The 20609-nt window shown below is 56.9% G+C and carries 19 protein-coding genes and 1 tRNA gene; 11 read left to right on the top strand and 9 right to left on the bottom strand.

Features of this window, described 5'->3' with window-relative positions; translation table 11 throughout:
- The first annotated feature begins 567 nt into the window (after positions 1–567).
- From ATG98_RS22290 to ATG98_RS07430, 3 genes are all read left to right on the top strand, one after another.
- The gene (locus ATG98_RS22290) at positions 568–744 is read left to right on the top strand and encodes a gamma-glutamylcyclotransferase (protein WP_228706053.1); all 177 of its coding nucleotides are present in this window, start codon (positions 568–570) and stop codon (positions 742–744) included.
- Positions 745–820: 76 nt separating this feature from the next.
- Positions 821–1561: a competence/damage-inducible protein A gene (locus ATG98_RS07435; RefSeq protein WP_098422530.1), complete on the top strand. Its 741-nt coding sequence runs from the start codon at positions 821–823 to the stop codon at positions 1559–1561.
- A 195-nt stretch (positions 1562–1756) separates the two neighbouring features.
- Positions 1757–2596, top strand: coding sequence for a PEP-CTERM sorting domain-containing protein (locus ATG98_RS07430; RefSeq protein ID WP_098420325.1), 840 nt, complete (start codon positions 1757–1759; stop codon positions 2594–2596).
- A 110-nt stretch (positions 2597–2706) separates the two neighbouring features.
- Here the strand turns inward: ATG98_RS07430 and ATG98_RS07425 are convergent.
- The 8 genes from ATG98_RS07425 to def all read right to left on the bottom strand — a co-directional run bounded on the left by ATG98_RS07425 (position 2707) and on the right by def (position 10975).
- Positions 2707–2783, bottom strand: a tRNA-Pro gene (locus ATG98_RS07425).
- A gap of 35 nt (positions 2784–2818) precedes the next feature.
- Positions 2819–3379, bottom strand: coding sequence for a D-glycero-beta-D-manno-heptose 1,7-bisphosphate 7-phosphatase (gene gmhB / locus ATG98_RS07420; protein WP_098420323.1), 561 nt, complete (start codon positions 3377–3379; stop codon positions 2819–2821).
- Positions 3380–3402: 23 nt separating this feature from the next.
- A complete protein-coding gene (glyS, locus tag ATG98_RS07415) occupies positions 3403–5481 on the bottom strand; it encodes a glycine--tRNA ligase subunit beta (protein ID WP_098424400.1) in 2079 nt (692 codons plus the stop codon).
- A gap of 2 nt (positions 5482–5483) precedes the next feature.
- A complete protein-coding gene (gene glyQ / locus ATG98_RS07410; protein WP_098422529.1) occupies positions 5484–6536 on the bottom strand; it encodes a glycine--tRNA ligase subunit alpha in 1053 nt (350 codons plus the stop codon).
- A gap of 114 nt (positions 6537–6650) precedes the next feature.
- Positions 6651–8042 carry a Trk system potassium transporter TrkA gene (gene trkA / locus ATG98_RS07405; RefSeq protein WP_098420319.1) on the bottom strand — a complete coding sequence of 464 codons (1392 nt, stop codon included), beginning with the start codon at positions 8040–8042 and terminating at the stop codon, positions 6651–6653.
- Positions 8039–9337: a 16S rRNA (cytosine(967)-C(5))-methyltransferase RsmB gene (rsmB, locus tag ATG98_RS07400; protein WP_098420317.1), complete on the bottom strand. Its 1299-nt coding sequence runs from the start codon at positions 9335–9337 to the stop codon at positions 8039–8041. Before rsmB ends, trkA begins: the two co-directional genes overlap by 4 nt.
- Position 9338: 1 nt before the next feature.
- Positions 9339–10304 carry a methionyl-tRNA formyltransferase gene (gene fmt, locus ATG98_RS07395; protein WP_098422528.1) on the bottom strand — a complete coding sequence of 322 codons (966 nt, stop codon included), beginning with the start codon at positions 10302–10304 and terminating at the stop codon, positions 9339–9341.
- Between the two features lie 167 nt (positions 10305–10471).
- A complete protein-coding gene (def, locus tag ATG98_RS07390) occupies positions 10472–10975 on the bottom strand; it encodes a peptide deformylase (RefSeq protein WP_098420313.1) in 504 nt (167 codons plus the stop codon).
- Between the two features lie 421 nt (positions 10976–11396).
- On the opposite strand from def, the gene ATG98_RS07380 reads away from it, so the two are divergent.
- The 7 genes from ATG98_RS07380 to ATG98_RS07350 all read left to right on the top strand — a co-directional run bounded on the left by ATG98_RS07380 (position 11397) and on the right by ATG98_RS07350 (position 17756).
- Positions 11397–12416 (top strand): LysM peptidoglycan-binding domain-containing protein, encoded by a 1020-nt coding sequence (locus ATG98_RS07380; RefSeq protein ID WP_098420310.1) that lies wholly within the window; start codon positions 11397–11399, stop codon positions 12414–12416.
- A gap of 66 nt (positions 12417–12482) precedes the next feature.
- The gene (gene dprA, locus ATG98_RS07375) at positions 12483–13694 is read left to right on the top strand and encodes a DNA-processing protein DprA (RefSeq protein ID WP_179888080.1); all 1212 of its coding nucleotides are present in this window, start codon (positions 12483–12485) and stop codon (positions 13692–13694) included.
- 41 nt (positions 13695–13735) lie between these two features.
- Positions 13736–14308, top strand: a complete 573-nt coding sequence (locus ATG98_RS07370) for an L-threonylcarbamoyladenylate synthase (protein WP_098422527.1) — start codon at positions 13736–13738, stop codon at positions 14306–14308.
- Positions 14309–14316: 8 nt separating this feature from the next.
- Positions 14317–15237 carry an oxygen-dependent coproporphyrinogen oxidase gene (hemF, locus tag ATG98_RS07365; RefSeq protein WP_098420306.1) on the top strand — a complete coding sequence of 307 codons (921 nt, stop codon included), beginning with the start codon at positions 14317–14319 and terminating at the stop codon, positions 15235–15237.
- A gap of 10 nt (positions 15238–15247) precedes the next feature.
- Positions 15248–16075, top strand: a complete 828-nt coding sequence (gene aroE / locus ATG98_RS07360; protein WP_098422526.1) for a shikimate dehydrogenase — start codon at positions 15248–15250, stop codon at positions 16073–16075.
- 64 nt (positions 16076–16139) lie between these two features.
- Positions 16140–16913 (top strand): MotA/TolQ/ExbB proton channel family protein, encoded by a 774-nt coding sequence (locus tag ATG98_RS07355; RefSeq protein ID WP_098420302.1) that lies wholly within the window; start codon positions 16140–16142, stop codon positions 16911–16913.
- A gap of 3 nt (positions 16914–16916) precedes the next feature.
- Positions 16917–17756, top strand: a complete 840-nt coding sequence (locus tag ATG98_RS07350; RefSeq protein ID WP_098420301.1) for a flagellar motor protein MotB — start codon at positions 16917–16919, stop codon at positions 17754–17756.
- Positions 17757–17797: 41 nt separating this feature from the next.
- On the opposite strand, the gene ATG98_RS07345 is transcribed toward ATG98_RS07350, so the two are convergent.
- Positions 17798–18349 carry a gamma carbonic anhydrase family protein gene (locus ATG98_RS07345; RefSeq protein WP_098422525.1) on the bottom strand — a complete coding sequence of 184 codons (552 nt, stop codon included), beginning with the start codon at positions 18347–18349 and terminating at the stop codon, positions 17798–17800.
- A gap of 207 nt (positions 18350–18556) precedes the next feature.
- Between ATG98_RS07345 and prlC the strand changes: the two genes are divergently transcribed.
- Complete coding sequence (gene prlC / locus ATG98_RS07340) at positions 18557–20602, top strand: oligopeptidase A (RefSeq protein ID WP_098420297.1); 2046 nt, start codon at positions 18557–18559, stop codon at positions 20600–20602.
- Positions 20603–20609 lie beyond the last annotated feature (7 nt).

Here is a 20609-nt window from a genome sequence, read left to right as displayed (position 1 = left end):
AAGGGTCTACCGGAAGGTATGCTTTAAATCGTTGAATTCTGATCGACGTGGCAGAATTTCAACCTGCGACCTCTTCGTCTTGAATAAATTATTGTAGTGTTTGATTTCGGTTCATTCAAGGTAGCTTTTTTCCATTTTATTCTGTTACATATATGTTTCGGTTTTTAAAGATTTTTAATAGAATATTTGTGTGTGGATTGAGTTCCGATGGATGCAACGCGCTTCATGGGTGCCCAACAGGTAACGGGGCCATCATCTGTCCCCGATCAGTACCTAAGGTTCCGTGTAGAATAGCTATAAAAGAGCTGAGAAATGGCTGACGGCTGCCAGATCGTCTTAAGACCGGTTTTCGACCCATTCAAAGCTTACCTGGTTGTTGGTGAGGGGACGGCACTGGCCGCATCAGAATAAAGGACACACCACCCATGTCTTTTGATACCACCGAACATAACCGCCGGCGCTACTGCTTTGATGGGGTAAGGTCCGTATGGCTTACCGGGTCTCGCCTGACGTTTTTGCGCACCTGGACGTGCGGGAGAAAATAGCTATCTACGATTTGTCACTCCGATGATTTTTGCTGATGACACCCGCAAAGATGGCCTGGTGGATATCGCCAGGCAGATCGCTGCCTCTGAAGGCCCGAGCGGTCGTAATCGCGATTATCTGCTGAACCTGGCCACCGCGTTGCGAGCACTGGGTGACGATGACCCCCATGTGTTCGCACTTGAAAGCTACTTGCGCTGAATCGCTCCCCGTTCCCACCAGCCATAGAGTTTCGGGTTGACCCAACGGTTTAAGGCATCGCCCTATAGGAGTCATGATGAATAGCACACCTATACCCCGTTTTGGTCTTATTCTCATCGGTGACGAGTTGTTGAACGGCCGCAAGCAGGACGCCCACCTGGCCGCCATGATTACGCGGTTTGAAGAGCGTGGACTGGAGGTGTCGTGGGTGCGCACGATCGCGGATGAGGGTGAGTTGATCATCCAGACCCTGGCGCAAACCTTTGCCAGCCCGGACGTGGTGTTCAGCTTCGGCGGCATTGGTGCGACTCCGGACGACTTGACCCGCCAGTGCGCGGCCGCGGCCCTGGGGTTAGGCCTTGCCCTGCATCGCGAAGCCGAGGCGGAAATCCGGTCACGGCTGGGTTCACGATTGAATCCGCTGCATCTGCGCATGGGGGAGTTTCCGGTCGGCAGCCGAATCATTCCTAATCCGATCAACGGCATTCCCGGTTTCGCCATTCATCGCCATCATTTTGTGCCCGGCTTTCCCAGAATGGCCTGGCCGATGGTGGAGTGGGTGCTGGATCATGATTACGTCGACTATCAAGCGGTCAATCGCACCGTGAGCCAGACCCTGGTGCTGACCGATACGTCGGAAGTGCCGCTGATTCCATTGATGGAGTTGCTGTTGGCGGAGTATCCGGATTTACGCCTGGCCTGCCTGCCCCATGCGGACGGTCGACGCGAGGTGGAGCTGAGCCTGAAGGGCGACCCGGCACAAGTAGTCGCAGGGATGAGCCGTTTGCGAGAGTTATTGCAGGATCTTGAAGGCTGATGCTGGCGTTTAAGGGGCAACAGACATTCCTTACTGGGGTGCTGAGTGTCAGAAATATTTACATATTTATTATTGATCGCCAATCGATGGGTGTAAGCAACTGAAAATAAAAAGGATTAATATGCGGCGCAATATTTGCATTATTTATATTCAGTCCCGGCGGTTTATGGGTACAAAATAAATTGGAGAGTGAATATGATAAGCAATAAAAAGAAAGCCGATATCGTCCTAGCAACGACCTTCATACTCGCAATGCCTGCAGCTGCGTTGGCGGCACCTATATCGGACCTCGACAACCAACCCTGGCAAACAAGCCTGACTGCTGCAGATGGAACAGCGGAAATTGTTGATCTGACCGGGTTCGGCGGTAACCTTGAAAACAATGCGCCATTGCAAACGGGGGCGGTAAAGCTTCAGACCGGGTCGACAACTGGTTCACGTGCTGAAATTCAGCTTCGTCCTATTGGCGGTTTTGGGACTGTCAATGACCTTTTTGATACGAACCTCTCGTTTAGTTATTCGATGTACAAGGGTAGCACCGGTGCTGCAGAACCAGCTCCTTCGTTCAAAATGCAGTTCTACAATTCTTCCCCAACTTTAAATCAAGGTGGATATACTCAGCTGATTTTTGAACCTTACTGGAACCAGCTTGGTGCTGAAGGTTCAAGCTCTGCGGTACCGGCTGGTGACTGGACTGACTATACCGTCAATTTTACTAGCGGACTGCTGTGGAGCACCGGTGGTTTTGGTGCGAGCAATAGTGCAGGCGGGCCGCCATTACGTTCCCTAGAGGATTGGCTGTCTACGCTAAATGCCGACTTCGGTGACGCTAATTTATTCGGTATCAGTTTGGGCATGGGCACGAATACCCCCAACCAGATTGGTTACGTCGATAATGTCAGTATCAACGCCGGGAATTACTCGAAGACATTTGATTTCGAGGCCGCGGTCGAAGTACCAGCGCCAGCATCACTGCCATTGCTCTTGATTGGGTTGCTTGGGATGGCCGCAAAGAGGTTTCGTCGCCATTCGTAAATGAGCGACACGAACCGAATCCTCACTTAGAGTTCTCAGCACTGGGTTTAAATACCCAGCTAGAAACGAAAAAGGGCCCCCCCGAAGATGTGCCCTAAGTCATTGAGATCTGGTCGGCGTGGCAGGATTCGAACCTGCGACCCCTTCGTCCCGAACGAAGTGCGCTACCAAGCTGCGCCACACGCCGATCAACGGCCAGTATTATACGGATATGCCGTTATTTTACCAGCCTTTGCCGGATAAAAATGCATCGGTAAAGCTGCGCAGATCGTTATAAACGAACACTTGGGCAGGTTCTGTCAGTGGCCGGGTTTGCAGCTCCTGTTCGGTGTCCAGGCCGTTGCCGGTGCGCACCAAAATCGGCTGGCAGCCTTTTCTGGCGCCGGCTTCCAGGTCTTTTCGGCTATCGCCAACCATCACGCTACCTGCCAGTGTTTTCAAATTGAAATGTCGTTGGATTTGCTGCAGCAGACCCGGCTCGGGCTTGCGACACGCACAGTGTTCATCGGGGTGGTGGGGACAGTAGGCAATGAAGTCGATGTGGCCGCCGGCAATCCTTAACAGGCGGCCGAGCTTTCGGTGCATGGCGTCTAGCGTATCGCGGTCGTAGTAGCCACGGGCAATACCGGACTGGTTGGTGGCAATGGCAATCCGGTGCCCCGCACTGCACAGGCGGGCAATGGCTTTGATGCTGCCCGGAATGGGGTGCCAGTCGCCCGGCGAGCAGATATACCCGCCTTCGTACTGGTTGATCACCCCGTCCCGGTCCAGAATGATGAGCACAGTGCTATTTCACCTCTATCCTGTTAGCTCGCGCTGGGTAGCAGGGAGATATCGGCTACCCGCAGGAACAGATTGCGCAGTCGGTTCAGCAGTGCCAAACGATTATTACGCACGGCTTCGTCGTCTGCCATCACCATCACTTCGTCGAAGAAGCGGTCCACCGGTTGATGCAAATCGGCTAGCGAATGCAGAGCAGCGGTGTAGTCACCCTTTTCGAACAGTGGCAGCACGGTGTCGGTCTGATGGTTAACCTGTTCGGCCAGAGCGAGTTCGGCGGCGTCTTGTAGCAGGCTGGCATCGACTGTGTCGTGCACGGTGCTATCGCTCTGCTTGGCCAGAATGTTGGACACCCGTTTGTTAGCAGCGGCCAGCGCTCCGGCCTCAGGCCGTTGGCGGAAGGCTTCAACCGCTTTTATCCGGCGGTCGAAATCCAGTGGTCGGGTGGGCCGGCGAGCATGAACGGCCAGATACACTTCGGCGCTAATGCCTTGCTCATCATAATAGGCGCGGAAGCGTTCCAGCATATAATCCACCACGCTGGTGGCGGGGTTTTCGGCAGGCAAGTCAGTGAACTGTTGCGCCGCCCAGTCGCAGCAGGTTTGCAGGTCCAAAGGCAACTGACGCTCGATGATGATGCGTAGCACGCCCAAAGCAGCACGGCGCAGGGCGAACGGGTCACGGGTGCCAGACGGTGGCTGGTTGATACCAAACAGGCCGACCAGGGAGTCCAGCCGGTCGGCAATGGCCAGGGCGCAGCCGGTCAGGGTGGTGGGCAGGTTGTCTTTGGCAAAGCGCGGCATGTACTGTTCGTTCAAAGCGCTGGCCACGTCGGCGTGTTCACCGTCGTTGGTGGCGTAGTACTGGCCCATGATGCCTTGCAGATCGGTAAACTCCAGCACCATTTCGGTGACCAGATCGGTTTTCGCCAGCATGGCGGCGCGTTCGGCCAGTGCCGGGTCGCTGCCAATGGCTTGGGCAATCTTGCCGGCCAAAGCGGCAACGCGCACAGCTTTGTCGTAAACGCTGCCCAGCTTATCCTGGAATACGATGGGCTTGAGCCGATCAATGCGCTGGTCCAGGCGCTTTTTACGGTCGGTTTCGTAGAAGAACGCTGCGTCGGACAGGCGCGGGCGAATCACTTTTTCGTTACCGGCAATCACCTGGGCCGGGTCTTTGCTTTCCAGGTTGGCGACGGTGATGAAAAATGGCTGCATCTGGCCGTTGTCATCCACCAGATGGAAGTACTTCTGGTGTTCTTTCATGGACGAAATAAGTGCTTCGGCGGGTACTTTCAGGAAGCGCTCTTCAAAACGCCCCATCAGCGGCACCGGCCATTCGTTCAGACCGGTGACTTCGTCCAGCAGGGCTTCATCAATCACGGCAACGCAGTTCTGTTGCTGTGCCAGGGCGTTCACGCCCTTGCGAATCTGCTCCCGACGCTGGGCAAAATGGGCCAGCACATAACCTTCCTGGCGTAGCACCACTTCGTAGTCGGCCGGGGTGGGAATGATCAGCGATTTCGGGCAGTGAAAGCGGTGGCCACGGGTTTTGTTGCCGGGCTTCAGGCCCATGATCGGGTGATCAATCACCGTGCTGCCATACAGCATAACCAGCCAGTGTACCGGGCGCACAAATTCGGTGCGGTGAGCCCCCCAGCGCATGCGCTTGGGAATCGGTAGCGCAGCCAGTGACTGTTCGATCAACTCTGGCATCAGCTCGGCGGTGGTTCTGCCCTGCTCTACGGTGCGGAACACCAGCCAGGCGCCTTTGTCGGTTTCCAGGGTATCGAGTTCGTCAGGGGTAACGCCCAGGGAGGTGGCAAAACCGGTGAGTGCACGGGTGGGGTTGCCGGCGTCGTCAAACGCGGCTTTTACGGCTGGGCCGCGCTTTTCCACCGGCTTGTCAGGTTGGGCGTGGGCCAGGTCGCGAATACGCAGGGCCAGGCGCCTTGGTGCGGCGAAAGGTTCTACCGCGCCAAATTCAATGCCGGCGGCTTGCAGACCACTGACAATACCTTGAGTGAACGCGTCAGACAGCGGCTTCAGCGCTTTTGGCGGCAGTTCTTCCGTGCCCAGTTCAACGAGAAAATCTTGTGTTGCCATCATCATGCCTTACCTTTTTCCTGCTGTGCCTGCTTCGCGTTTTTTGCCTTCTTACCTTTGCCGTCGGCCTTGCCTTCCTTGTTTGCGGTTTTCGCCTCGGTGGCTTCGGCCGCGGCTAACACTTCCGCGCGAATGCTGTCGCTGGCCAGCGGGAAGCCGATCTTGCGGCGGCTGTCGAAGTACGACTGGGCCACGGCCCGCGCCAGGGTGCGTACCCGCAGGATGTAACGCTGACGCTCGGTGACGGAAATAGCGTGGCGGGCGTCCAGCAGATTAAAGGTGTGGGAGGCTTTCAGCACTTGCTCATAAGCAGGCAGCGGCAAGCCGGCTTCAATGAGTTTGGCACTTTCGCGCTCGTGCACGTCAAAGCTGTGGAACAGGAATTCGGTGTCGGCGTATTCGAAGTTGTAGGTGGACATTTCCACCTCTTGCTGGAGGAACACGTCGCCGTAGGTCACAACGCCGTTGGGGCCTTCGGTCCACACCAGGTCGTACACGCTGTCTACGCCTTGCAGGTACATGGCAATGCGCTCAAGGCCGTAGGTCAGCTCGCCGGTGACCGGGTAGCATTCCAGACCACCAACCTGCTGAAAGTAGGTAAACTGGGTGACTTCCATCCCGTTCAGCCAGATTTCCCAGCCCAGACCCCAGGCGCCCAGGGTGGGCGATTCCCAGTTGTCTTCCACAAAACGGATGTCGTGAACCAGCGGGTCCAGCCCCAGTGCTCTCAGGGAATCCAGATAGAGTTCCTGCAGGTTGTCTGGCGACGGTTTCAACACCACTTGAAACTGATAATAGTGCTGCAGACGGTTGGGGTTTTCGCCGTAGCGGCCATCGGTAGGTCGGCGGCTAGGTTGCACATAGGCGGCGTTCCAGCTTTCCGGGCCTATGGCGCGCAAGAAAGTGGCGGGGTGGAATGTGCCAGCGCCCACTTCCATATCCAGCGGCTGCAGAACAACGCAGCCGTGCTTTGCCCAGAATGTCTGTAGCTCCAGGATCAGCCCTTGAAAGGTCTTGATGTGTGGCCTAGGGGTGTTCGTTGCCTTGTCTGTCACGACGATTGCCTGCTATTCAGTCTGTGTGTGGTGCCCCGGCGCCCTGTTCTGCTGCTGGGCACGCTGAAAACGAGGGCATTATACGCTGGTCACGCCAGCATTTCTAAAACCAGATCAGAAAAAAGTCAGTCCCACCTGGAACAGTTTTTCCACTTCCTTAACCCGAGATTTATCCACCAGGAACAGGATAACGTGGTCGTCTGGTTGCACTCGCAGGTGGTCGTGGGCGATCAGCACCTCGTTGTGGCGCACAATCGCTCCGATCGTGGTGCCCTGGGGCAGGTTGATTTCGTCCAGCCGGCGGCCCACCACTTTAGAAGAGCGGTGATCGCCGTGGGCGATGGCTTCAATGGCTTCGGCAGCGCCGCGCCGCAAGGAATGCACGTTCACCACGTCGCCGCGGCGAACGTGTGTCAACAGGCTGCCAATGGTGGTTTGCTGAGGCGATATGGCAACGTCTATTTCGCCGCCCTGAATCAGATCCACATAATCCGGGTTGTTGATCAGGGTGAGTACCTTGCGCGCGCCTAGGCGTTTGGCCAGCAGGGAAGCCATGATGTTGGCTTCGTCGTCGTTGGTCACGGCGCAGAACACGTCGGTGTTCTCGATGTTTTCTTCCAGCAGTATGTCTTTGTCGGCGGCGTTGCCTTCCAGCACCACGGTTTTACGCAGATTTTCCGACAGCATGATGCAGCGTTCGTGGTCGCGTTCCAGCAGTTTCACCTGGTAGCGGCCTTCCAGAGTTTGCGCCAGGCGCTGGCCGATGTTGCCGCCACCGCAGATGAAAATGCGCTTATAGGGTTTTTCCAGGGGTTGCAGTTCGCTCATTACCGAACGGATGTGGTTGGTGTCGGCTATAAAAAACACCTCGTCGCCGTCTTCAATCACCGTGTCGCCTTTGGGCATGATGGCGCGGTTTTTACGGAAGATCGCGGCCACCCGGGTCTCAATGCGCGGCATGTGGGTGCGCAGATACCCCAGCTCCTGGCCTACCAGTGGCCCACCCTGAATAGCGCGAATAGCCACCAGCCCGGCACGACCTTTGGAGAATTCCAGCACCTGCAGGGCGCCGGGGTTTTCGATTAGCCGGGTAATGTGGTGGGTAACCAGCTGTTCTGGGCTGATCAATACGTCGATCGGAAAGCCTTTGGTGTTTTCGCTGTCGCTGCTGGAAAACAGCGCCTGCTGGCCTAGATAAGAGGCGGCGCGTACGCGGCAGATCTTTTTTGGGGTTTTGAACAGAATGCTGGCAATCTGGCACGCCACCATGTTGGTTTCATCGCTGTTGGTGACCGCAATCAGCATGTCAGCGTCTTCAGCGTTGGCCTGTTTCAGCACCGACGGATACGATGCTTTACCCTGCACTGTGCGTATGTCGAGCCGGTCCTGCAGTTCCCGCAGGCGCGCGCCATTGCTGTCAATTATGGTGATGTCGTTGGCTTCGTTGGCAAGGTTCTCTGCCAGTGAAGCACCGACTTGTCCGGCTCCGAGAATCAGAATGTTCATAGCGCAGGTTTCTCCAGAACGGCGTAAAAAAAGCCATCGTGCCCGTCGTTCAACGGCAGTAGTTGGCGCCCAGCGGGCATGAAGCGGCCCCACAGAGCTTCAGTGGCAATCAGTTCAGCGTCGGCCTGCTGTTTGCAGAAGCGCTGCACAATGCGGTGATTTTCCTGTGGGAACACCGAACAGGTGGCGTATACAAGGCGTCCGCCTGGTTGCAGTATGCGCCACATGGCAGCCAACAGGCCCAGCTGGATTTGCGCCAGAGGTACTACGTCGGATTCCCGCCGCAGCAATTTTATGTCTGGGTGGCGGCGAATCACGCCGCTGGCGCTGCAGGGTACGTCCAGCAATATGCGGTCAAACGCCTGGCCGTCCCACCATTGATCAATATCGGCCGCGTCGGCTTGCAGCAGGCTGGCGTGCAGATCCAGTCGGTCGAGATTTTCCTGCACTCGCGGCAAGCGCTGGGCGGACTCGTCAATAGCGACGACTTCCGCTGCCTGGGGGCAGCTTTCCAGTATGGCGCAGGTTTTGCCGCCGGGGGCGGCGCAGGCGTCCAGAATGCGCTGGCCCGGGGCCAGGTCTAGCAGAGTCGTGCACAGCTGGGCGGCTTCGTCTTGCACGCTGACGGCGCCTTCGGCAAACCACGGCAGTGCATCCACCGGTACCGGCCGTGCCAATTGAATGCCGTGTGGTGCAAAGCGCGTGGCGCTGGCGTCAATGCCGGCGTCTAGCAGCAGTTGCAGATATTCGTCGCGGCTGAAACGCAGCGCATTTACCCGCAGGGTCATTGGGGCTTGGGTGTTGTTGGCGTCAACAATGGCCTGCCAGTCATCGGGCCAGTTGTGGCGCAGTTTTTTGATCATCCAGCCAGGATGGCTGTAACGGCTTGTGTCTTTGGCCGTCGCCGGGGCACCTTCACGTTCGGCGCTGCGCAGTACGCCGTTTACCAGGCCGGTCAGGTGGGGTTTGTCCATGGCGCGGCAGGCTTCTACGGTTTCGTTCAGCACCGCGTAAGTGGCCTGCTGGCTGAAACGAAGCTGGAACAGCGCTACCAGCATCAGGTGGTGCACTACCCGGTCGTGATGTTTTAAGGGCTTTTTCATGCGTCCCTGAAGTTCGTCATCAAGCCGGTGAAACCAGCGGCAGGTGCCGTAGCACAAAGCCTGCAGCTGTGGCCGCAGATTCAGCGGCAGGCGCAGTAGCGAAGGCGGTAAGCACTGCGACAGCGACTGGCCCTGCTCTACCGACAGCAGAACCTCGGCAGCAATGACGCGTAACGGGGCATGTGATTGCATGTTATTGCAGCTCCTGGCCGGGTAGCAGAATCTGTTTGCCGCCGTTTATCAGGTCGCTCACGCTCTGCGCGCGGGCGCCGGGCAACTGCACCTGGCTCACTCTTAAAATAGTGCCATCGCCGCAGGCGATATCAATGCCTTTGCGCTGGAGCGCTATAACGGTGCCGGGGCTGGTTTTTTCGCTGCTCTGCTGTTGTTTATGTTTCTCTTCATGTTTTTGGGCCTGAGCCAGATGCAAGCGAATACGCTGGTCGCCCAGATCGGTAAACGTGCCAGGCCAGGGATTAAACGCGCGAATGAGCCGTTCGATGCTCTGGGCATCGCTGTGCCAGTCAATCTGGCCTTCCTGCTTGGCCAGTTTGTGGGCGTAACAGGCCTGATCATTCTGCTGTACCCGCGGTTGCAGCGTGCCCTGCTCCAGCGATTGCAGTGCGGTTACAATGGCCTCGCCGCCCAGTTCCGCGAGCCGGTCGTGCAGGCTGCCGCCGGTGTCTTCACGCTGAATGGGTGTAGACACTTTCAAAAGCATAGCGCCGGTGTCCAGGCCTTCATCCATCTGCATGATAGTAATGCCGCTTTCATCGTCGCCTGCTGCGATAGCACGCTGAATGGGCGCCGCGCCGCGCCAGCGCGGTAGCAACGATGCGTGAATATTCAAGCAGCCGTGAACCGGTATTGACAGCACAGAAGCTGGCAAAATCAAGCCGTAGGCGGCAACAATCATCACGTCTGGCTTTAGGTCGGCCAGCTGCTGGCGGGCGTCTTCCATTTTGAAGTTGTCGGGCTGAAAAACCGCGATGCCGGCATCCAGCGCCGCTTGTTTTACCGGCCCCGGGAGCAGTTTTCGGCCACGGCCTGCTGGCCGGTCTGGCTGGCTATACGCGCCCACCACGTTGTATTTGGCGGCAAGTAGGGCTTTCAGGGCAGTGGCGGCGAAATCAGGGGTTCCGGCAAAAACAATACGCACAGTGTTTGGCTCTCTGTTGTCATCTCTGTTGGACTTTTCGTCGAATTCTCAGTCGGATTCGCTGATCCATCCAATACGAAAAGACCGGGCGCAAAGGCCCGGTCATCAGTTTTATGGCTGTTGTGGCACCAATACCACCTTGATAAATGCTGGCTCAGGCACTCGTTTCAAGCGCTCTTCTTCTGCAACTTTTCCAGCTTCTTGCGGATGCGGGTACGCTTTAGCGAACTCAAGTAATCCACAAACAATTTGCCGTTCAGGTGATCCATCTCGTGCTGGATGCACACCGCCAACAGCCCGCGAGCTTCTATTTCAAAAGCTTCGCCATTGCGATCCAGAGCGTTAATGAGGCAATGCTCAATACGCTCAACATCTTCATAAAATCCTGGTACCGACAGGCAGCCTTCCTGCATGGCTTCCAGATCGCCGTCGAGTATCTTAATTTTAGGGTTGATGAACACCCTGGGTTCGCTGTTGTCATCCGACAGATCCATCACGATGATCTGCTGGTGCACGTTTACCTGGCTCGCTGCGAGGCCGATGCCGGGCGCATCGTACATGGTCTCGAACATGTCGTCGATCAGGGTGCGGATCTCGTCAGTTACGGTGGTAACCGGCTTGGCGAGAGTTCGCAGACGTGGGTCCGGATATTCAAGAATGTCTAGAATCATAGTGCGTTACTTTTTTAAATGCGTGCTTTGGACAGTGAATGCCAACGTTCGTTCGCGTACAAAGGATGTCTGAAATGCGACCTTGTACTGCGCTTTTCAACCCCGGGGTGTTTATGATGCGGGACATACTTACCCGGTCGGGGCATTTGCGTGTTGGCTCTATAACCGTATTATCTAACAATTTGGCGATTGAGTACAAACTGATCAGTTAATTGAGAAAAACTATGAAGGATACCTGTACGGGCGGGCAAATGTTAAAAGTCCCCGGCGGTGAGCAGATAACACTACAATAACCGAGCTTCTTCTATAGTAACGGGAATAACAACAGATTAAGCTGAAAACAGCGGGCGAAAGCCAACCGGACTTCGGGCGCCAGCCGACCGAATTTAAGCATCAAGGCACGGGATCAAGGACTTAAACCATGAGGAAACTGCTGTACGCTCTGGCAGCTACAACGCTGCTGTTTACCGCTTGGGCTCAAGCAGCACCGGAGCTGCGGTCGGATCATCCCGAACGTTATACCGTTGTTAAGGGCGATACTCTGTGGGATATATCCGCCCGCTTTTTGAACAACCCCTGGTATTGGCCGGAAATCTGGCAGGTAAATCCCCAGGTAGCCAATCCTCATTTGATTTACCCCGGTGACCGTTTGGCGTTGGTGTACATTGATGGCCAGCCAAAAATCATGAAAATGGCCAACGGTGACGGCGTGATCAAGCTGTCGCCGCAAGTGCGCTCCGAGGCCATTAATACGCCGATTCCTGCCATACCGCTGGACGCCATTGCCAGCTTTTTAACCGACACCCGCATTGTTACTCCGGAGCAGATAGCAGCTGCGCCTTACGTGCTGGAAGGTGAGGACAGCCGAATTGTTACCGGCGCCGGCGATCGCGTTTACGCTCGCGGCCAGAAGCCAGCGAACACGGTTGGTGTTTTTCGCCGTGGTAAGGAGTTTGTAGACCCGAAAACCGGTGAATTTTTAGGCTTGGAGGCCCGCAGTATCGGCACCGCCAAGGTTACTGCCACTAACGGTGATGTGCTGACGCTGCTGCTGAGCCAGTCCAACGAAGAAATTCACATAGGTGACCGTTTGCTGGTGAATGCCAGTCGGCTCCTTTCGACCAGCTTTATGCCCACCGCGCCGGCGAAACCGGTAAGCGGGCAAATGATGGCGGTAGATGGCGGCGTTAACCAGATTGGCCAGTACGATGTGGCTGCTATTAACCTGGGCCTGCGTGAAGGCGTAGAGCCGGGTAACGTGATGGCCGTGCTGCAAAGCGGCAATCTGGTGCGCGACCCGGTCACTGGTGAAACCATTGAGCTGCCGTCTGAACGCGCCGGCCTGCTAATGGTGTTCCAGGCTTACGAAAAAATGAGCTACGGCCTGATGCTGCAAGCCAGCCGGCCGCTGGCGGTGGGTGATCAGGTAACCAACCCCTGATAGCCTTGTAAAACCCCGAGCCGGGCATGGAATGCCCGGCTTTTTTCTGCGCGCAAGGAAGATGCCATGCCCCAGGTACCCCTGTTCTCGTTTGATACGCCGCCCGGCGCCTACCCTGCTGACCTCAACGTTGAGCAGCCCTGTAATGACAGCCCGGAGCTGGCCCGGCAATGGCTATTTCTGAGCCAGTTGCCGGGTTTTGGCCTGAGAGTGCGACGCCGTTTGGCGGCGCAGGTTCTGCAGCTGCCCGACCTGCTGAACCTGGACAGTGCCAGCCATAAAGCCATGGGCCTGCCAGCAGAGGCTTGTGAAGCCCTTGCTGCCTGGCGCAGTGGTAACGCTGCACACCCGGTGATGGTGGCTTTGCGAGTTATAGAAAACGCCTGTGAGCGGGCTGGTATTGGCCTTGTGCACTGGCAGTCGTCGGCCTATCCGTTACCGCTGCGCCACATTCATAACCCTCCCATGTTGTTGTACGTTCGTGGCGATACCAGCTTGCTCGGCCGTGACCAACTGGCGATTATTGGCAGCCGCCACGCCACTCGCGCCGGGCTGGACCACGCCCGGGGCTTTGCCGCTGCGCTTGGCCAATGCAATCTGTTGGTTAACAGCGGCCTGGCGCTGGGCATCGACGGTGCTGCCCACGCCGGTGCGCTGGATGCCGGCCACCCTACTTTGGCGGTGATTGGCAGCGGGCTTGATAAAATCTATCCGCGCCAACATCAGCGTCTGGGGGAGCGAGTGATTGCCAATGGCCTGCTGGTGTCTGAGTACCCGCCGGGCACTCAGGCTCGCCCCGCACATTTCCCCCAACGTAATCGCATCATCAGCGGCTTGAGCCGGGGTGTTCTGGTGGTAGAGGCCGGTTTGAAAAGCGGCTCGCTGATTACCGCCCGGCTGGCTTTAGAGCAAGGCCGCGATGTGTTCGCCATACCGGGGTCGGTGCACAGCCCGGTAGCCCGGGGTTGCCATCAGCTGATTCGCCAGGGCGCCACGCTGGTAGAAAGCGTGGCCGACATTTTGCAGGAACTGGGGGGCTGGTGGAGTGAGCCGACAACACCGGGGGCAAATACGGAAAGCTTGGGAAGTTCTGCCACCGAGGGCCTGGACGCCCGTGAAATCGCCGTGCTGGAGGCTTTAGGGTATGATTCGCAATCAACCGACGTACTGGGTTCGAGTACCGGGTTGAGCGCTGATCAACTGATGCAGTCCCTGCTTTTGTTAGAGCTGCAGGGCCTTGTCACAGCGGCGCCTGGCGGATATGTCCGCATTGCCTGAACCCGGTGCCAACAGTGATTTTATTCAGGCTCGACTCCCCTATGGCAACAGACCACCCGCTGACCGACTGGCAATTACATTGCGCACGCCGCACTCTGCACCAAGGCGGCGTGCTCGCTTATCCGACGGAAGCCGTTTGGGGTCTTGGCTGTGACCCTTGGGACCAGGTTGCGGTGCAGCGCATTCTGGATCTGAAACAGCGCCCAGTGCACAAAGGCATGATTCTGGTGGCGGCTTCGGTGGAGCAGATTGCTTTTTTGCTGAACCCCCTGCCGCAAGACCTCCAGCAGCGAGCCCTGCAGCATTGGCCTGGCCCCGTTACCTGCCTGTTACCCGATGTGCACCAGCGGGTGCCCGAGTGGGTGCGCGGTGAGCACAGCTCCATTGCGGTAAGAGTGAGTGCACACCCGGTGGTAAAAGCCCTGTGTAACGCTGCAGGCAGGCCGCTGGTTTCCACCTCGTGCAACCCCGCGGAGCGTGCGCCGGCCCGGTCACCCTGGCAGGTCCAGGGCTATTTTCGCGGCCAGCTGGACTGGGTGGTGCCCGGTGAACTGGGTGGAAATCGCCAACCCAGCCGTATTATTGATATCGTTACCGGCCAGCAGCTACGCTAGGAGAAAACATGCCACAGCAACCAGACCCGCAAGCGGTCAAACACTATCTGTTACAGCTGCAAGATACCATTTGCCAGCGCCTGGCCGTGGCCGACGGTGGCGGTGAATTTATTCACGACGCCTGGGATCGCACGGAAGGCGGCGGCGGTATTAGCCGGGTGATCGGCAACGGCAAGGTGTTTGAAAAAGGCGGTGTGAACTTTTCCCATGTGATGGGCAATACCATGCCGCCCTCGGCGACGGCTCACCGCCCTCACCTGGCAGGCGCGCCCTGGCAGGCTATGGGGGTGTCGCTGGTGATGCACCCCCACAACCCCCACGTGCCGACCTCTCATGCCAACGTGCGGTTTTTTATCGCGACCCCGGAAAACGCCGAACCGGTGTACTGGTTTGGTGGCGGCTATGACCTAACCCCCTATTACGGCGTTGACGAAGACTGCGAGCATTGGCACCGCACCGCCGCGAACGCCTGTGCGCCCTTTGGTGACGACGTGTACCCGCGCTACAAGCACTGGTGCGACGAGTACTTTTTTCTGAAACACCGCAACGAGCCCCGCGGCGTGGGCGGGCTGTTTTTTGATGATTACAATACCGGTGACTTTGCCCGTGATTTCGAATTTATGCGTGCCATCGGCGACAGCTACATTGACGCTTACGAACCCATTGTTCAGGCCCGTAAAAATCAGCCCTATAGCGATGCTCAGCGTCAGTTTCAGCTTTTTCGCCGTGGCCGCTACGTGGAGTTCAACCTGGTGTATGACCGCGGCACCCTGTTCGGGCTGCAGTCCGGCGGGCGTACCGAATCCATTCTGATGTCGCTGCCGCCTCTGGTACGCTGGGATTATAATCAAACGCCGGCACCCGGTAGCGAAGAAGCGCGCCTGCTGGAGCACTTTCTGACCGGTCGCGACTGGCTCACAGCTTCCTGAAGGGGCGACAATGAACAATGATCTGTATGCGGTGATTGGCCACCCCATTAGCCATAGTAAGTCGCCGCGGATTCACAACCTGTTTGCCAGCCAGACCGGCGAAGCGCTGGAGTACACGGCCATTCAGGCGCCATTGGACGGTTTTGAAAACACCGTAACCGGGTTTTTTGCGCGCGGCGGCAAAGGCCTGAACGTGACGGTACCGTTTAAAGAAGCGGCCTGGCAGATGGCTGGTCGACACAGCGCCCGCGCGCTCAAGGCTGGCGCGGCCAACACTCTGTACCAGGACAACGGCGTGTTGGTGGCAGACAACACCGACGGCGCAGGCCTGGTACAAGACTTGCTGCACAATCATCAAGTGGCATTAAAGGGCGCCCGTATTTTGATATTGGGTGCTGGTGGCGCGGTACGGGGTGTTCTTGCGCCGCTGTTGCTGGAACAGCCGCATACGTTGGTGATTGCTAACCGTACGCCGGCCAAAGCGCAGAATCTGGTGTCGCTGTTTGCCGGCGTTGCCGGTATTACTCTGCTCGACAGCAAAGCGTTTGACAGTATCGCTGGCGAATTTGATGTGATTATCAATGGCACCAGCGCTAGCCTGCAGGGCGATTTGCCGCCGCTGTCTAAAACGTTGATCGGTGCTGACACGGTGATTTACGACATGATGTACGCTGCCAGCAACACCACGTTTAACCAGTGGGCGCTGGATAACGGGGCAAAGCGCGTGTACGACGGCCTGGGCATGCTGGTAGAGCAAGCAGCCGAGGCATTTGAAGTATGGCGTGGGGTGCGGCCGCAAACTGCGCCGGTTATCGCGGGCCTGCGCACCCTTAATTGAGGCCAAGGCAGGCTAAGCCAGACGTAAATCAAGCGAAGCAAATGGACAACACGAAGGTTAATGCATGGACATACTAACGCTGGTAGGGCTAGTTACCGGGGTGCTGGTGGTGATACTGGCCATGCTGGCGAACGCCTCCCTGCTCACCTTTCTTAACTTGCCTGGTTTGGCCATTGTGCTGGGCGGAACCTTTGCGGTGACGCTGATAAAGTTCCGTTTGAGTTCGGTGATGAGCGCTATCCGCCTGGCGTCACGTGCGGCGTTTATAGACCGCGTAGAGCGTCCCGACGAGCTGATTCGCGAAGTGGGCGCGTTGGCCATGGTGGTGCGTAAAGAAGGTATTTTGGGCCTTGAAAACCACACCACCGACAATGTTTTTCTGCAAAAAGCTATCAATCTGTGCGTTGATGGCCATTCGCCAGAACTGGTGGAAGAGGCCCTGCATCATGAAATCCAGCAAAGCTCCGAACGTTACGAAGTCGCAGAAAGAGTGTTCCGTGGCATCGGCGAATCGGCTCCAGCTATAGGAATGATTGGTACTCTGGTAGGTCTGGTGCAAATGCTCAATGTCCTTGATGACCCCTCTTCCATTGGTCCGGCCATGGCGGTTGCGCTGTTGACCACGCTTTACGGCGCTTTTATTGCCCAGCTGATCGCCTTGCCCCTGGCGGATAAACTGCAGTTAAAAGCCGAAGACGAGATGCGTAACCAACTTTTGATTACCACTTCAATTCAAAAAATCCTGCAGGGCGAAAATCCGCGTGTAATGACCGAACTGCTGTCATCGTTTCTGAACCCCGAGCAGCGTGCCAGTCTGAAACGCGAACAGGGAGCCTGAGCATTGGCCCGCTTATCTCTTGCAACCCTACCCAAACGTAAAAAAGCAGGCGCTGCTGGCGCGCCAGCGTGGATTGTGACCTTTGCCGACCTGGCCACGTTGCTGCTGACGTTTTTTATACTGCTGTTGTCGTTCGCTGAAATGGACATCGAGAAATACAAAGTGATGGCCGGCTCGTTGTCGGTTGCGTTCGGTTCAGGCAACCTGATCGCGGACGGTGGTGGCAGCTTGCCGATCAAGATTTCCGACGAAAACAGCAGCTTGGATCCAGACAAACCGTTGCAGGCTGAGCCTGAATTGATCAACGAACGCGTGACCAGCGACGGCGTTACTCCGGTGTCTGAAGGCGTCATTACTTTGGCTAGCAGTTTGATTCAGGAACTGGAAAACGAAGTGGCTAGCGGCGCCTTGAGCATCAACTACGACCAGCGCCAAGTGATTATACGTTTCTCTGACGACGCCACATTCCTGTCGGGCGACGCCACTATCAAGAAAGATATGTTGCCCATTATCGAGCGGGTAGTGGACGTGCTGAAAAATTGCCGTGGCGATGTGGTGGTGGCCGGCTATACAGACGACAGGCCCATCGCCAGCAGCCGTTACCGTTCCAACTGGGATCTTTCAGCGGCGCGGGCGGTGTCGGTGGTACACGAGTTGGTTCTGAACCGTGATGTGCCGGCCGATCGGGTGATGGCCGCCGGCCGTGCTGAAACCAACCCGCTGGTGCCCAACAACAGCCCGGAAAACCGTGCCGTGAACCGGCGAGTGGAAATTGCTATCCGCGATCCGGAGTGCAACGCCGACACCCCCGCGGAACAACTTCCAGCGGAAATTGTTCCGTGAGGGCGAGAGCGGGCATCGGCACTTTACGTTTCTATTTCTAATCAGTACGGGTAATTGTCTACCTCAGCCAGATACTCGTCTTTGAGCTTCACATAATTGCTGGCGGTATAAGGGAAAAAGCTGCGTTCTTTAGTGGTCAGCGCCCTTGCCTGCTTGCACGGCGAACCCACGTACAGGTAGCCAGATTCCAAACGCTTGCCCGGGGGTACCAGGCAGCCTGCGCCGAGAATCACCTCGTCTTCCACCACTGCACCGTCCATGATAATACAGCCCATGCCTAGCAGCACCCGGCTGCCCACAGTACAGCCATGCAGCAGCGCCTTGTGGCCGATGGTAACGTCGTCACCAATAATCAGCGGCCAACCGCCGGGGTTGAAATCACTGGAGTGAGTGATGTGTAGCACCGAGCCGTCCTGAACACTGCAGCGCGCGCCAATGCGAATTTTGTGCATGTCACCGCGTACCACCGTCATCGGCCATATCGAACAATCTTCGCCGGTAATCACATCGCCAATCACGACTGCGCTGGGGTCTACCCAGGTGCGCTCGCCAAATTGTGGCGTGCTACCCTTGTGAGAACGTACATTCGCCATTACATAGTCCTTTAGGTGCTTTTTTGTTCTGGAGTATGGAGTATCCGGGGGAGGCCTTTCCGAAACACGCTCAAGCACATCCATGTGGCGCTTGGGCTCCGCCATCCATGGCTACGCACAGTTTCGGAAAGGCCTCCCCCGGATACTCCCCGCATTATCGGAGTCACCTGAAATTACCTGACATTTGAACCGCTGAGAAGGGGAACCATGAATAATCCACTACTGACCAATGATCTGCTACCGAAATTTGAACACGTGCGCACTGAGCATATGGAAGAAGCGATCGACCAGATTCTCAGTGAAAACCACGTGAAAATTAACAGCCTGGCCCAGAACGAAGAACCCGACTGGGACACCCTGGTTCAGCCCATGCAGTCGCTTGAGAACAAACTGAGCAACGCCTGGTCGGTGATTTCCCATTTGAACGGCGTGATGAACAACGACGACTTGCGCAAGGTGTATAAGAACTGCCTGGAAAAGCTCACCGAGTACAGCACCGAGCTGAGCCAGAATGCGGTTTTGTGCGAGGCCTACAAAAAGCTGGCAGCCCGCGATGATTTCAGCGAGCTGGGTGAAGCCCAGCGCAAAGCCGTGGAAAACACCCTGCGGGAATTCCACCTGGGCGGCGTTGACCTGCCCGATGATCAGAAAAAGCGCTACGCCGATCTGACCCGTGAGCTTTCGGAGCTGTCCAACAGCTTCAGTGACAATGTACTGGACGCCACCCAGCACTGGTTCAAACAGATCACCGATAAAAGCGAGCTGGCCGGCGTGCCCGAAAGCGCGCTGGAAGGTGCCAAAGCGGCGGCCAAACAGAAAGAGCTGGATGGCTATGTAATCACCCTGGATTTCCCCAGTTTCCACCCCGTAATGACTTACTGCGACAACCGAGAGCTGCGCCGCGAAGTGTATGAAGCCTTTGTTACCCGCGCGTCCGATATGGGGCCAGACGCTGGCACTTGGGACAACACCCCGGTGATGGCGGAAATCCTCAAACGCCGCCACGCCCTGGCCCAACTCCTCGGCTTCAATAACTTCGCCGAGCGTTCCCTGGTCACCAAAATGGCCCGCGATACCGACGAAGTATTGGGCTTTCTGACGGAGCTGGCGAACAAAGCCAAACCGGTGGCAGAGCAGGAATTCGCCGAACTCAAGGCCTTTGCAAAAGATGAACATAGCCTGGACGACTTGCAGGCTTGGGACATTGGTTACTACAGCGAAAAATTGCGCCAACAGCGCTACGACATTTCCCCGGAAGCCTTGCGCCCCTGGTTTCCGGTGGACAAAGTGGTACCTGGCCTGTTCCGCGTGACAGAAAAGCTGTTCGATATCCAGATTGAAGCCAAGCCAGACGTAGAAACCTGGCACGAAGACGCCACCGCTTACTGCATCAGCCGTAACGGCGAGCCCATTGCCTGGTTCTACCTAGACCTGTTTGCCCGCCAAGGCAAGCGTGGCGGTGCCTGGATGGCGGATTGCCGAGTACGCTGGCGCAACCTGCGCGGCACTCTGCAGCTGCCGGTGGCTTTCCTGACCTGCAACTTCACCCCACCGGTGAATGGCAAACCATCACTGCTGACCCACGACGAAGTCACCACCCTGTTCCACGAATTCGGCCACGGCCTGCACCACATGCTGACCCAGGTGGAGGTAATGGACGTATCGGGTATTAATGGTGTGGCGTGGGATGCGGTGGAACTGCCGAGCCAGTTCCTGGAAAACTGGTGCTGGAACCCGGAATCGTTGGCGCTTATTGCTGCCCACCACGAAACCGGTGAGCCGCTGCCTCAGGATATGCTGGAAAAGTTGTTAGCCGCGAAGAACTTTCAGTCCGGCATGGGATTGGTGCGTCAGCTTGAGTTTTCGCTGTTCGATTTCCGCCTGCACGCCGAATTTGTGGACACAGCGCCAACCAATCCGCTGGACGTTCACCGTCAGGTACGTGATGAAATAGCGGTCATTGAGTCGCCAGAGTTTAATCGCTTTCCCAACTCGTTTTCCCACATCTTTGCCGGTGGCTACGCAGCGGGCTATTACAGCTACAAATGGGCCGAAGTGCTGGCTGCAGACGCGTTCTCGCTGTTTGAGCAAAACGGCATTTTCGACCCGGCAACCGGCAAGTCGTTCTTGCAAAACATTTTGGAAAAAGGCGGTTCACAAGAACCCATGGAGCTGTTCAAAGCCTTCCGCGGCCGCGAACCCGAGGTAGACGCGCTGCTGCAGCAAACCGGCATCAGCCCGCAAGTCGCCTGACTCCATT

The organism is Marinobacter sp. LV10R520-4, assembly GCF_002563815.1.
Lineage (GTDB): Bacteria > Pseudomonadota > Gammaproteobacteria > Pseudomonadales > Oleiphilaceae > Marinobacter.
Note: the sequence above shows the minus strand (reverse complement) of the source record. Positions and strands in the feature narration are given on the sequence as shown.

What these genes read in the sequence shown, in the direction of transcription:
- ATG98_RS07370 (WP_098422527.1), top strand. Translation starts at nt 13,736, where the DNA reads ATGGCAACAGACCACCCGCTGACCGACTGGCAATTACATTGCGCACGC.
- glyS (WP_098424400.1), bottom strand. Translation starts at nt 5,481, where the DNA reads ATGGCAACACAAGATTTTCTCGTTGAACTGGGCACGGAAGAACTGCCG.
- rsmB (WP_098420317.1), bottom strand. Translation starts at nt 9,337, where the DNA reads ATGCAATCACATGCCCCGTTACGCGTCATTGCTGCCGAGGTTCTGCTG.
- dprA (WP_179888080.1), top strand. Translation starts at nt 12,483, where the DNA reads ATGCCCCAGGTACCCCTGTTCTCGTTTGATACGCCGCCCGGCGCCTAC.
- trkA (WP_098420319.1), bottom strand. Translation starts at nt 8,042, where the DNA reads ATGAACATTCTGATTCTCGGAGCCGGACAAGTCGGTGCTTCACTGGCA.
- hemF (WP_098420306.1), top strand. Translation starts at nt 14,317, where the DNA reads ATGCCACAGCAACCAGACCCGCAAGCGGTCAAACACTATCTGTTACAG.
- ATG98_RS07345 (WP_098422525.1), bottom strand. Translation starts at nt 18,349, where the DNA reads ATGGCGAATGTACGTTCTCACAAGGGTAGCACGCCACAATTTGGCGAG.
- aroE (WP_098422526.1), top strand. Translation starts at nt 15,248, where the DNA reads ATGAACAATGATCTGTATGCGGTGATTGGCCACCCCATTAGCCATAGT.
- ATG98_RS07355 (WP_098420302.1), top strand. Translation starts at nt 16,140, where the DNA reads ATGGACATACTAACGCTGGTAGGGCTAGTTACCGGGGTGCTGGTGGTG.
- ATG98_RS22290 (WP_228706053.1), top strand. Translation starts at nt 568, where the DNA reads ATGATTTTTGCTGATGACACCCGCAAAGATGGCCTGGTGGATATCGCC.
- ATG98_RS07430 (WP_098420325.1), top strand. Translation starts at nt 1,757, where the DNA reads ATGATAAGCAATAAAAAGAAAGCCGATATCGTCCTAGCAACGACCTTC.
- ATG98_RS07435 (WP_098422530.1), top strand. Translation starts at nt 821, where the DNA reads ATGAATAGCACACCTATACCCCGTTTTGGTCTTATTCTCATCGGTGAC.
- def (WP_098420313.1), bottom strand. Translation starts at nt 10,975, where the DNA reads ATGATTCTAGACATTCTTGAATATCCGGACCCACGTCTGCGAACTCTC.
- ATG98_RS07380 (WP_098420310.1), top strand. Translation starts at nt 11,397, where the DNA reads ATGAGGAAACTGCTGTACGCTCTGGCAGCTACAACGCTGCTGTTTACC.
- prlC (WP_098420297.1), top strand. Translation starts at nt 18,557, where the DNA reads ATGAATAATCCACTACTGACCAATGATCTGCTACCGAAATTTGAACAC.